Source organism: Pseudolysinimonas kribbensis (assembly GCF_030161895.1).
GTDB classification, from domain to species: Bacteria; Actinomycetota; Actinomycetes; order Actinomycetales; family Microbacteriaceae; genus Pseudolysinimonas; species Pseudolysinimonas kribbensis.
In genome coordinates, this window is the sequence record NZ_BSVB01000001.1 from 1818838 (window position 1) to 1830181 (window position 11344).

Annotated in this window: 8 protein-coding genes and 6 pseudogenes; 8 read left to right on the forward strand and 6 right to left on the reverse strand. The window is 71.8% G+C overall.

Going from position 1 to position 11344, the window contains the following annotated elements; translation table 11 throughout:
* Window positions 1–12 precede the first annotated feature (12 nt).
* Window positions 13–174 (forward strand): annotated as a pseudogene (locus QQK35_RS20450) (TetR family transcriptional regulator); the annotation flags it as partial.
* Window positions 175–497: 323 nt separating this feature from the next.
* Window positions 498–623 (forward strand): hypothetical protein, encoded by a 126-nt coding sequence (locus QQK35_RS10165; RefSeq protein ID WP_284254054.1) that lies wholly within the window; start codon window positions 498–500, stop codon window positions 621–623.
* Here the strand turns inward: QQK35_RS10165 and QQK35_RS10170 are convergent.
* The 3 genes and pseudogenes from QQK35_RS10170 to QQK35_RS10180 all read right to left on the reverse strand — a co-directional run bounded on the left by QQK35_RS10170 (window position 620) and on the right by QQK35_RS10180 (window position 3810).
* Window positions 620–1411, reverse strand: a complete 792-nt coding sequence (locus QQK35_RS10170; protein WP_284254055.1) for an MBL fold metallo-hydrolase — start codon at window positions 1409–1411, stop codon at window positions 620–622. The genes QQK35_RS10165 and QQK35_RS10170 overlap by 4 nt on opposite strands.
* Window positions 1408–2435: pseudogene (locus QQK35_RS10175) on the reverse strand (threonine aldolase family protein). Before QQK35_RS10175 ends, QQK35_RS10170 begins: the two are co-directional and overlap by 4 nt.
* 5 nt (window positions 2436–2440) lie before the next feature.
* Window positions 2441–3810: pseudogene (locus tag QQK35_RS10180) on the reverse strand (DUF6421 family protein).
* A 179-nt stretch (window positions 3811–3989) separates the two neighbouring features.
* Here QQK35_RS10180 and QQK35_RS10185 point away from each other — a divergent pair.
* The gene (locus QQK35_RS10185; RefSeq protein WP_284254056.1) at window positions 3990–4913 is read left to right on the forward strand and encodes an AEC family transporter; all 924 of its coding nucleotides are present in this window, start codon (window positions 3990–3992) and stop codon (window positions 4911–4913) included.
* A 12-nt stretch (window positions 4914–4925) separates the two neighbouring features.
* Here QQK35_RS10185 and QQK35_RS10190 read toward each other — a convergent pair whose 3' ends face one another.
* Window positions 4926–5762 (reverse strand): exodeoxyribonuclease III, encoded by an 837-nt coding sequence (locus QQK35_RS10190; protein ID WP_284254057.1) that lies wholly within the window; start codon window positions 5760–5762, stop codon window positions 4926–4928.
* Between the two features lie 199 nt (window positions 5763–5961).
* On the opposite strand from QQK35_RS10190, the gene QQK35_RS10195 reads away from it, so the two are divergent.
* From QQK35_RS10195 to QQK35_RS10205, 3 genes are all read left to right on the forward strand, one after another.
* The gene (locus QQK35_RS10195; RefSeq protein WP_284254058.1) at window positions 5962–6174 is read left to right on the forward strand and encodes a hypothetical protein; all 213 of its coding nucleotides are present in this window, start codon (window positions 5962–5964) and stop codon (window positions 6172–6174) included.
* 31 nt (window positions 6175–6205) lie between these two features.
* The gene (pyrE, locus tag QQK35_RS10200; protein ID WP_284254059.1) at window positions 6206–6766 is read left to right on the forward strand and encodes an orotate phosphoribosyltransferase; all 561 of its coding nucleotides are present in this window, start codon (window positions 6206–6208) and stop codon (window positions 6764–6766) included.
* Window positions 6767–6880: 114 nt separating this feature from the next.
* Complete coding sequence (locus tag QQK35_RS10205) at window positions 6881–7687, forward strand: hypothetical protein (RefSeq protein ID WP_284254060.1); 807 nt, start codon at window positions 6881–6883, stop codon at window positions 7685–7687.
* On the opposite strand, the pseudogene QQK35_RS10210 reads toward QQK35_RS10205, so the two are convergent.
* Together QQK35_RS10210 and QQK35_RS10215 are read right to left on the reverse strand one after the other, a co-directional pair.
* A pseudogene (locus QQK35_RS10210) lies at window positions 7684–8495 on the reverse strand (HAD-IIA family hydrolase). The gene QQK35_RS10205 and the pseudogene QQK35_RS10210 overlap by 4 nt on opposite strands.
* Window positions 8492–9360 (reverse strand): annotated as a pseudogene (locus QQK35_RS10215) (DNA-methyltransferase). Before QQK35_RS10215 ends, QQK35_RS10210 begins: the two co-directional pseudogenes overlap by 4 nt.
* An 8-nt stretch (window positions 9361–9368) precedes the next feature.
* On the opposite strand from QQK35_RS10215, the pseudogene QQK35_RS10220 reads away from it, so the two are divergent.
* Together QQK35_RS10220 and QQK35_RS10225 are read left to right on the forward strand one after the other, a co-directional pair.
* Window positions 9369–9997: pseudogene (locus QQK35_RS10220) on the forward strand (TrmH family RNA methyltransferase).
* 38 nt (window positions 9998–10035) lie between these two features.
* Window positions 10036–11322, forward strand: a complete 1287-nt coding sequence (locus QQK35_RS10225; protein WP_284254061.1) for an adenylosuccinate synthase — start codon at window positions 10036–10038, stop codon at window positions 11320–11322.
* Window positions 11323–11344: the final 22 nt, after the last annotated feature.

Sequence of the window (11344 nt, forward strand, 5' to 3'; positions counted from 1 at the left end):
ACACTGTCGGTGATGTCCCGTCCACCCCGCCCGCTCGACGCCGCCGCCTCCGGCCGCCTCCTGGCCGCCGCCGCCGACGCTTTCGGCGCGAGGGGGCTCGAGCGAGCGTCGCTGAACGACGTCCTCAAGCGCGCCGGGATGGGCAAGGGGTCGTTCTACCACTGGTTCGCCGACAAGGCCGCGCTGCATGACTGGGTGGTCGACGCGATCGCCGGGCGGCTGGGCACCACGCTGCGCGCGCCCGACCCGTCGTCGCTGACGGCGGAGAGCTTTCGCGCCGAACTGGACGCGGTCCTGGCCCGATTCGCCCAGGCCGCCGAGGCTGATCCGCAGCTCGCGGACCTCGGCCTGATGTTCCACAACTCGATCGGTCTCGCGCCGGAGCGCTCGATCAGCCGGGTGCGCGTCACGGCTCTGCGATGGATCGACGAGGTGCTGCGCGCGGGGCGCGATCTCGGCGTGATCCGCACGGATCTGCCCGCCGATCTGCTGTCGGCGTGGGCGATCGCATCCTCACGACGCTCGATCAGTGGGCTCTCGGTACCGACGCACCGGATCGCGCCGCCCTCGCGGCCACCGCCCTCGACGCGCTGTGGTCGCTGCTGGCGCCGCGCGCCGCCTAGGACGCGGCGAGCTCGCGATGCCAGGCGGTCTGCCGCAGCGCGGAGCGCAGGCTCACGTCGCGCAGGCTCTCCCAGCCACCGGTCCAGGTGAGCTGCGGCGCGATCTCGTCCACCGTGGCATCCGGATGACGCGCCAGCACCGCCACGACCTCGGCCGAGCGCGCGCGGTGGTGCGCCGCGAGCTCGGCGCATCGCGACGGCAGGTCGTGCAGGTCGGGACCGTGGCCGGGCAGGCCGGTGCGGTGGGCGAAGTCGCGTGCGAGGCGCTCGAGCGTGGCGAGGTAGTCGCGGATCGGGTTGCCCTCGACGTGGAAGCTCAGTCCGATGCCCGGGTTGATCTCGGCGAGCAGCGTGTCGCCCGTCACCAGGCCGTCGTCGCCGAGGTCGAGGCAGAGGCTGCCGGGGGTGTGACCCGGAGCGCCGACGACGCGCACCGGCCGATCGCCGAGCACGACCTCGTCGCCGTCGGCGAGCAGGCCGTCGACCGGGACGGCGGCGTCCAGCTCGTCGCCGCGCCCCAGCAGCACCCGTGCGGCGCTGCGCTCCCGCACCCGCGCCGAGAGCGGCAGGTGGTCGACGTGCCAGTGGGTCGCCACGATCGTGCGCACCCGGTCGACACTCGTGCCGAGTCCGGCGAGACCGGCCTCGAGCGCGGCGAGCGATGCCGGGTCGTCCCAGCCGGGGTCGACGAGGTCGACGGCGTCGCCGGCGAGGAACGCGTAGCAGTTGGTGGCGGGCGGGTGCGGCCCCGGCGGGGTCGGGATCTCGATCCGCACGGGCCCGGTCACCGGGCCAGTTCCTCCCGGATCGCGGCGGCGAACGCGTCGACGTCGGCCTCGGTCGTGTCGAAGGCCGTCATCCAGCGCACCTCGCCGCGGGCGCGGTTCCAGTCGTAGAAGCGGTACCGGGCGCGGATGCGGTCGGCGACCGCGTTGTCGAGCACCCCGAAGATCGCGTTCGCCTCGGTCTTCTGCGAGAACGAGAGCCCCGGCGTGCCCTCGATGGCCGCGCGCAGCCGAGCGGCCATCGCGTTGGCGTGCTGCGCCGAGCGCAGGCCCAGCCCGTCGTCGAACAGCGCGAGCAGCTGCGCGCTGAGGAAGCGCATCTTGCTCGCGAGCTGCATCGCCGTCTTGCGCAGGTAGACGATGCCGTCGACGTTGTCCGGGTTCAGCACGACGATCGCCTCGGCGGCGAGGGCGCCGTTCTTGGTGGCGCCGAGGCTCAGGATGTCGACCCCGGCGTCCGTCGTGAACGCGCGGAACGGCACCCCCAGCGCCGCGGCCGCGTTCCAGAGCCGGGAGCCGTCGAGGTGGACGGTCATGCCGAGCGCGTGGGCGGCATCCGCGATGGCACGGATCTCGTCCGGCTGGTAGAGCGTGCCGAGCTCGGTGGTCTGGGCGATGCTCACGGCGAGCGGCTGGGCGCGGTGCTCGTCGCCGAAGCCCCACGCCTCGGTGGCGAGCAGCTCGGGCGTGAGCTTGCCGTCGGGCGTCGGCACGGGGAACAGCTTCAGCGCCGCCGTCTTCTCCGGGGCGCCGCCCTCATCGGTGTGCATGTGGCTCGTCGAGGTCGTGACGAGGGCGCCCCAGCGGGGAGGACGCTGGTGAGGGAGATGACGTTCGCGCCGGTGCCGTTGAAGACCGGGAAGGCCTCGGCGCGCTCGCCGAACTCCCGCTTCACGACCTCCTGGAGGCGCTCGGTGACCGAGTCCTCGCCGTAGGAGATCTCGTGCCCGGTGTTGACGGCGGCGATCGCGGCGAGCACCTCGGGGTGCACCCCCGCGTAATTGTCGGAGGCGAAGGTGCGGTCCATGCGTCTCAGTCTGCCGTGGCCGAGGAGGCGGTGATGCCCGAGGTCGAGGCGATGACGTCGCCGAGCTTCTTGCCGAGCGCCTCGTAGAACATCGAGAGCGGGAACTCGTCGTCGAGCACCGCGTCGGTGTAGCCCTTCGGCGCGCCGGCGAGCGTCTCGTCCGGGAGCCCGCGGGCCCAGTTCGACGCCGGGTTCGGCGCGAGCGTCGCCCGGACCAGCTCGTAGGCCGCGAGCCAGTGCGCGGTCTTCGGGCGGTCGATGCTCCGCCAGTACAGCTCGTCGATCGCGTCGCCGAGCGCGCCCACGGCGGCCGGCACGGCATCCCAGTCGACGGCCAGCTGCACGTCGGTCCAGTGCAGCACGCCGCGCTGATGCAGCCAGGCGAACAGCAGCTGCCCGCCCAGCCCGTCGTAGTTGCGCACCCGCGAGCCGGTGAGCGGGAAGCGGAAGATGCGGTCGAACAGGATCGCGACCCGCACGAGGCGGGCGTGGTCGCGGATCGCGTCGCTCACCCCGTCATCGGCGGCGAGCCTCGTCGCCTCGCGATACGCGGTGAGGTCGCAGCGCAGCTCCTCGAGGAGTAGAGGAAGTACGGCATCCGCTGCTTGATCATGAACGGGTCGAACGGCAGGTCGCCGCGCATGTGGGTGCGGTCGTGGATGAGGTCCCACATCACGAACGTCTCCTCGGTCAGCCGCTGGTCGCCCAGCAGCCGCTCGAGGTCGTCGGTGACGTCGAGCTTGGTGATCGCGGCGGCGGCGCGCACGACCCGGCGGAACCGCGCCGCCTCGCGGTCGGAGAAGATCGCGCCCCAGGTGAAGCGCGGGACCTCGCGCATCGCCACGGTCTCCGGGAAGAGCACGGCGGCGTTGGTGTCGTAGCCGCCCGTGAAGTCGACGAAGCGGATCGGCACGAAGAGGGCGTTCGTGTAGGCCTCCTGCAGCTCCGCGATGAAGTCGGGCCAGAGCACCTCGACGAGCACCGCCTCCAGCAGCCGGTCGGGCGAGCCGTTCTGGGTGGTCATCGGGAACAGCACGAGGTGGCGCAGCCCGTCGACGCGGTGCTCCTGCGGCTGGAACGCGGTGAGCGAGTCGAGGAAGTCCGGGATGCCGAAGCCGCCGTCGGCCCAGCGCGCGAGATCCGCGTCGAGCGCCTCGAGATACGCCGCGTCGTGCGGGAACGCGGGTGACAGATGACGGAGCTCTTCGCGGATCCGGCTGACGGCCTCCCGGAATTCCGGGCGTTCCGCGGCATCCGGGATGCTGCCGTCCGTCGTCTGCCCGGATCGGACGACCTCGACGGCGGCTGTGAGCCGGCTCCAGGCGGCCGTCTGCTCGATGCCGTCGGCGGTCACGGCGGGGGTCGTCATGGTCATGCCACGACGCTACGGAGGATCGCGCCGCAAAGGGTTGCCCCCAGCGCAAGGCTCTTGCGCAGATCTGCCGGCGGCGCGCGTCTTCCGCCGCCGCACGCGATCGGACGGCCGGATCACTGCGTCGGGCGGGCCGATACCCGCCCGCGGCACTGCTCACCCACCTCAGTACGCTCGAGCACGTGACGGGCGTGCTGATCGGGTTCGCCATCATCGCGGTCGTGATCGGCGCCGGCTACCTCATCGCCCGCATCGACCTGCTCGGTGCCGAGGGCCAGCGCGTGCTCACCCGGCTGGCGTTCTTCGTCCTGCTGCCGTGCCTGCTGTTCGCGACGGTCGCGACGGCCGACCTGCGCAGGGTCTTCTCCTCGGTGCTCCCGGTCGCGGCGATCACGGCGGTGATCTGCATCGGGATCGTCGTCGTCGCGGGCCTGCTCTGGCGCCGTCCGCTGCCCGAGTCGATGGTCGGGGGCCTCGGCGCCGGCTACGTCAACGCCAACAACATCGGCTTGCCGGTGTCGGCCTACATCCTCGGCGATGCGACCAGCTCGGTGCCGGTCATCCTGCTGCAGGTGATCGTCATCGCGCCGATCGCGCTCGCCGTGCTCGACATCTCGACCAGCGGCTGCTTCACCCTCGGCCGCATCCTGCTGCAGCCGGTGAAGAACCCGCTGATCCTCGGCTCGGCGCTCGGGCTCGTGGTCAACCTCGCGGGCATCCGCCTCCCGGCACCGGTGCTCGAGCCGTTCACGCTCGTCGGAGCGGCGGCGGTCCCGGTCGTGCTGCTGTCGTTCGGCATCTCGCTGCGCGGGCGGCGACCGCTCGCCGCCGGATCGGATCGCCGGCTCGTGATCCTGGCCTCCGCCGTGAAGGTGCTGCTCATGCCCGCGCTCGCGTGGGTCGTGGGCGCATTCGTACTGCACCTGCACGGTCACGCGCTGTTCGTCGTCGTCGTGCTCGCGGCACTCCCCGCCGCCCAGAACGTCTTCAACTACGCCCAGCGCTACGGGCGGGGCGCGGCCGTCGCCCGCGACGTCGTGCTCATCACGACGGCGCTGTCGCTGCCGGCGATGTTCGTGATCGCCGCGCTGCTCGCCCCGCGGTGAGAGCGCCCCCGCTCAGAAGATCATCGGCCGGTCGTCGTCCTCGAGCGCGAGGTCGATGTCGACCGTGACCGGCACATGATCGCTCGGGGCGTCGCCCTTGCGCTCGTTGCGGTGGATCGCGGCCGCCGTCACCCGCTCGGCGAACGGGCGCGATCCGAGCACGAAGTCGATGCGCATGCCCTCGTTGCGCGGGAACCGCAGCTGCTTGTAGTCCCAGTAGGTGAAGCCCTCGGGGATCAGGGGGCGCACGACGTCGGTGAGGCCGGCATCCTGCAGGGCCTGGAAGGCCTCCCGTTCGGGCGCGGACACGTGCGTCGAGACGCCCTCGATGACGGTGGGATCGCCGTTGTCGACGTCGAGCGGCGCGACGTTGTAGTCGCCCGCGACCATGAGCGGGCTGTCGGGGTGCTCCGCCATCCAGTCGGTCATCGCGCCCTGCAGCGCGCCGAACCAGTCCAGCTTGTAGTCATAGTGCGGGTCGCCGAGCGCGCGGCCGTTCGGTGCGTAGATCGACCACACCCGGATGCCGTTGGTCGTCGCGCCGATCGCCCGCGCCTCGAGGGGCAGGTCCGGTCCCTCGGCCCCCTTGAGGAAGCCGGGCTGCCCGGCGAACGAGGTCTCGACGTCGTCGAGCTCGAAGCGGCTCGCGATCGCGACGCCGTTCCACTGGTTGAGGCCGTGCAGCACGACGCGGTAGCCGGCGTCCTCGAACGGGGCGAAGGGGAACTGGGCCTCCGTGCACTTGATCTCCTGCATCGCGAGCACGTCGACGTCCTCCCGGGCGAGCCAGTCGACGACGCGGCCGACGCGGGAGCGCACGGAGTTCACGTTCCAGGTGGCGAGGCGCATGCCACCACGCTAGCCCGCGCGCCGCCGCCCCTGCGGCGCGCCTGCTCCGCGACACGAGCGCGGTCGCGTCGCTTCGCACGCAGGCTAGGGCGGACCGCCGATACCCGTGGCGTTCTACCCCGAAAACAGGGGAGCGCGCGGCGAGCGCTCCCCGATTAGCGTGAGGGGCGGTGACCCCCGACACCCCGTTCCCGAGCCCATGCCCCGCCTTTCGCGTCGCGCGATCGCGCTGGGTTCCGTCGGCGTGCTCGCGGGCGCCGTCGTGATGGGCGCGCTCGGCTTCACCGCGCCCCGCCCCGCCCACGTCGCGCCGATCACGGCCGTCGTGTCGCCGTCGCCGTACGTCGGCGGTCAGCTGCAGACGCTCTCGCTGACCGACCTGCGCGGCCACCAGCCGCTCGGCCGCCGCTGACCTCCGGCGCCGATCCACGGCCCGCTACCGTATGGGTGTGACCGACGACCGCGCCCAGCTCATCGACCACATCACCCGTGAAGCGGTGTTCCACGGCGACTTCACGCTCACGAGCGGCAAGAAGGCGACCTACTACATCGACCTGCGGAAGATCTCGCTCGATCACCGCGTCGCACCGCTGATCGGGCGCGTCATGAGCGAGCTGATCGCGGACATCGCCGACGTGGATGCCGTGGGCGGTCTCACGATGGGAGCCGACCCGATCGCGTCGGCGGTGCTGCATCAGAGCGCGGCGCTCGGCCGCTCGTACGATGCCTTCGTCGTGCGCAAGGAGCCGAAGGACCACGGCCGCGGCCGGCAGGTCGAGGGTCCGGATGTCGCCGGCAAGCGCGTCGTGGTGCTCGAGGACACCTCCACCACGGGCGGCTCGCCGCTGAAGGCGGCCGAGGCGCTCGAACGCGCGGGTGCCACGGTCGTCGCCGTCGCGGTCGTCGTCGACCGCGCGACCGGCGCGCAGGCGGTCATCGAGCGCGCGGGCTACCCGTATCGCGCCGCGATCGGCCTCGCCGACCTGGGACTCGAACCGCAGTGACCACGGGGAGGAGCCGCCGCCGACCGAGCCGGTCGACGTCGGCGACGCGACGCAGCCGGTCGAGCTGAACGCCGAGACCGGCCCGTTCGCCCGGACCACGCCCCCTCCCGTCCCGTGCCCCTGGTCTCGCCCACCGCGGCCAACATGCTCCTGGCCGACGCCATGCCCGCCACGACCGCGCCGGAGCCGGCGGTGCCGGACCCGACCACCGGTCTCGACTCGCTGTTCGCCGACTCGCAGTTCCGCGCGTACGAGAACGAGCCGACGCCCGAGCCGCCGGCGCTGCCGCCCGCGCCGCCGCCCGCCGCGATCGTGATCGAGGAGCCGCCGCACATGACACGCGCGCATCGCGTGCTGCTCGCGCTCGCCGGGAGCCTCGTGGCCCTGATCGCGCTCGGGGCCCTGTTCTTCCTCGGCACCCGGCTCGCCGGGTTCACCGAGACCCCGCGCGCGACGCCGACGCCGACGACCCGCCACACGCCCACGCCCGCTCCCACCGTGCTGCCGCCGGGCCCGATCGCGAACGGACCGCACCGCTGGGACCAGCTGCTCGGCGGCGAGTGCCTCGCACGCTATCCGGGGCCGTGGGCGCAGCGGTACACGGTCGTCGACTGCGCGTCGCCGCATCCCGCTCAGCTCGTGTATCGCGGCCGGTTCGCCGATCCCGCGGCGCCCGGATATCCGGGCGCCGACGTGCTCGCCTCGCAGCTGTCCGTGCTGTGCTCGAAACCCGATGTCATCGGCCTGGCCGCCGCCGCGGCCTACCGGGATGCGCAGATCGAGGCGAGCTATCCGGTGAGCGCGAAGCAGTGGGACGCCGGGGACCACTGGTACTACTGCTTCGTGAGCCGCTCGTCGAGAGATCCGCTCACCGGCAGCGTCGCCGTCCCGCACGCGCCGTCGCCGAGCGCGACCGGCTAGATCTCGACCTCGACGGGCTCCGGGCTCAGCAGCTCGTGCACGCCGGCGAGCACCTCCGACGGCCGGAACGGGTACCGCTCGATCTCGGCCCGGTCGCTGATACCGGTGAGCACCAGGATCGTGTGCAGGCCGGCCTCGATGCCCGCGACGACGTCGGTGTCCATGCGGTCGCCGATCATCGCGGTGTTCTCGCTATGGGCGCCGATCTTGTTCATCGCGGAGCGGAACATCATCGGGTTCGGCTTGCCGACGACGTAGGGGTCCTTGCCGGTCGCCTTCGTGATGAGCGCGGCGATCGCACCCGTCGCGGGCAGTGCGCCGTCGGCGCTCGGGCCGGTGGCATCCGGGTTGGTGGCGATGAAGCGGGCGCCCCTGTCGATGAGCCGGATCGCCTTCGTGATCGCCTCGAACGAGTAGTTGCGGGTCTCGCCCACGACGACGTAGTCGGGATCCGACTCGGTCATGATGAAGCCCACCTCGTGCAGCGCCGTGGTGAGCCCGGACTCGCCGATCACGAACGCGGAGCCCCCGGGATCTGCGAGGCGAGGAAGTCGGCGGTGGCCAGCGCGCTGGTCCAGATCGCCTCCTCCGGAACGTCGAGCCCGGATGCCCGCAGCCGCGCCGCGAGATCCCGCGGCGTGAAGATCGAGTTGTTGGTGAGCACGAGGAACGGCGTGCGCGTGTCGGTCCACTGCCGGATGAGCGCCTGCGCGCCGGGCAGTGCCGTGCTCTCGTGCACCAGCACGCCATCCATGTCGGTGAGCCAGCACTCGATCTCGCCGCGGTCGGTGCGGGTAGCCGCCGTCATGGCTCCAGCGTAACGACGCGCGCCTCGGGAAGCCGCTCGCGCATGACGGCCACGGCGCCCGCGCTCTCATCGCAGAGCAGGAAGCGCCGGCCGAGGGCGTGGGCCGCGGCGCCGGCGGTGCCGGACCCGGCGAACAGGTCGAGCACGAGATCCCCCGGGGCGCTCGAGGCCTGCACGATGCGCCGCAGGATGCCGAGCGGTTTCTGGGTCGCGTAGCCGGTGCGCTCGGCGGCGTTCGTGCCCACGATCGTGTGCCACCAGACGTCGGTCGGCAGCTTGCCCCGCGCGGCCTTCTCGGGGGTGACCAGGCCCGGCGCCATGTACGGCTCGCGGTCGACCGCCGTCGAGTCGAAGTAATAGGAGCGCGGGCTCTTCACGTACACGAGGATCGTGTCGTGCTTGGCCGGCCAGCGCGTCGTCGACTTGGCGCCGTAGTCGTAGGCCCAGATGAGCTCGTTGAGGAAGCAGTCGCGCCCGAACAGCGCGTCGAGTGCGACCTTCGCGTAATGCGCCTCGCGGTAGTCGAGGTGCAGGTAGAGCGTGCCGCGCTCGTCGAGCAGGCGCCACGCCTCCTCGAGCCGGGGGCCGAGGAACGCCCAGTAGTCGTCGAAGCGATCGTCGTAGCGGGAGAGCGCGCCGCGCACCTCGGCATAGCTGCGACCCTGGAATCCGCGCCGCGCCCCTCGGGATCGCGCACCGTGCGCACCGGTTGATGGCGCTGGGTGCGGCCCGTGTTGAACGGCGGGTCGAGGTAGATCAGGCGGGCGACGCCGTCCGGAAGAGTCGCGGCGAGGGCGAGATTGTCGCCGTGCACGATCGTGTCGGGACGCTCCGCGGCGAGCCAGGCGTCCGCATCCCATCGCATGGCGGGAGATTAACAGGGTGGACGACGAGCAGCGCGCATCGGTCGGCGTGGGACCGTGGCCCGGAGGCCGAGCGGCGTGGCCCGACGACCCGCGTTACGACCCCGAGCTGCTCGAGCACGGCGACGCACGCAACGTCGTCGACGCCTACCGCTACTGGAGCGTCGAGGCGATCGTCGCCGACCTCGACGCCCGGCGGCATCCGTTCTCGGTCGCGATCGAGAACTGGCAGCACGACCTCAACATCGGCTCGATCGTGCGAACGGCGAACGCGTTCCTGGCCGAGACGGTGCACATCGTCGGGCGCCGGCGCTGGAACCGCCGCGGCGCGATGGTGACCGATCGCTACCAGCACATCGCCCACCACCCGACCATCGACGACCTGGTGGCCGCGGTGGGGGCGCGCCGATCGTGGCGGTCGACAACGTGGCGGGCGCCGTCGATGTGGTGGATGCCGACCTCCCCGAGCGCTGCATCCTGCTGTTCGGGCAGGAGGGCCCCGGCCTCTCCGCCGAGGCGCTCGCCGCCGCGGACACGGTCGTCTCGATCCGCCAGTTCGGCTCGACCCGCTCGATCAACGCCGCCGCGGCCGCCGCGATCGTCATGCATGAGTGGGTCCGGAGGCACTCCGCCGCTTAGACTGGGGCGTAATCCCTCCTCTCTCGAAGGAGAGACCCATGCCCGCGATCGTTCTCGTCGGCGCCCAGTGGGGCGACGAAGGCAAGGGCAAGGCCACCGACCTGCTCGGCAGCCGCGTCGACTACGTCGTCAAGTTCAACGGCGGCAACAACGCCGGCCACACCGTGGTGATCGGCGACGAGAAGTACGCGCTGCACCTGCTGCCGTCCGGCATCCTGACCCCGGGCGTCACGCCGGTCATCGCGAACGGCGTGGTCGTCGACATCGAGGTGCTCTTCGACGAGCTCACGGCGCTCGCCGCCCGCGGCGTCGACACGTCGCGGCTGCTCGTGAGCGCCGACGCGCACGTCATCACGCAGTACCACCGCACCCTCGACAAGGTGACCGAACGCTTCCTCGGCAAGCGGCAGATCGGCACGACCGGGCGCGGCATCGGTCCGGCGTACGCCGACAAGATCAACCGGGTCGGCATCCGGATCCAGGACCTGTTCGACGAGAACATCCTGCGCCAGAAGGTCGAGGGCGCCCTCGAGCTCAAGAACCAGATGCTCGTCAAGATCTACAACCGCCGGGCGATCGCGGTCGACGAGATCGTCGACGACCTGCTGCAGTACGCCGACCGGCTGCGGCCGATGGTCGTCGACACCTCGCTCGAGCTCAACCGCGCGCTGGATGCCGGCCGGACCGTGCTCTTCGAGGGCGGCCAGGCGACGATGCTCGACGTCGACCACGGCACGTACCCGTTCGTCACGAGCTCGAGCGCGACCAGCGGCGGGGCGGCCACCGGCTCGGGTGTCGCGCCCAACCGGTTCGACCGGGTCATCGCGATCGTCAAGGCGTACACGACGCGGGTCGGGTCGGGTCCGTTCCCGACCGAGCTGTTCGACGAGTCGGGCGAGTTCCTGCGTTCCGCCGGGTTCGAGTTCGGCACGACGACCGGTCGCCCGCGCCGCACCGGCTGGTACGACGCCCCGATCGCGCGCTACGCCGCCCGCATCAACGGCGTGACCGATTTCGTGATGACCAAGCTCGACGTGCTGACCGGGCTCGAGAAGATCCCGGTCTGCGTCGCCTACGACGTCGGCGGCGTGCGCCACGACGAGGTGCCGGTCAACCAGACCGACTTCCACCACGCCACGCCGATCTACGAGGAGCTGCCCGGCTGGAACGACGACATCTCCGGCGCGCGGTCGTTCGACGAGCTGCCGAAGGCGGCGCAGGAGTACGTGCTGACGGTCGAGCAGATGTCGGGCGCGCGCATCTCGGCGATCGGGGTCGGCCCGTCGCGCGACGGCATCGTCGTGCGGCACGACCTCGTCGACTGACGTGCCGCTTCCCGGAGAGAAG

Coding starts and splice junctions, on each gene's coding strand:
- QQK35_RS10190 (WP_284254057.1), bottom strand. CDS start 5,762: ATGCGCCTCGCCACCTGGAACGTGAACTCCGTGCGCTCCCGCGTCGGC.
- QQK35_RS10195 (WP_284254058.1), top strand. CDS start 5,962: ATGCCCCGCCTTTCGCGTCGCGCGATCGCGCTGGGTTCCGTCGGCGTG.
- pyrE (WP_284254059.1), top strand. CDS start 6,206: ATGGGTGTGACCGACGACCGCGCCCAGCTCATCGACCACATCACCCGT.
- QQK35_RS10225 (WP_284254061.1), top strand. CDS start 10,036: ATGCCCGCGATCGTTCTCGTCGGCGCCCAGTGGGGCGACGAAGGCAAG.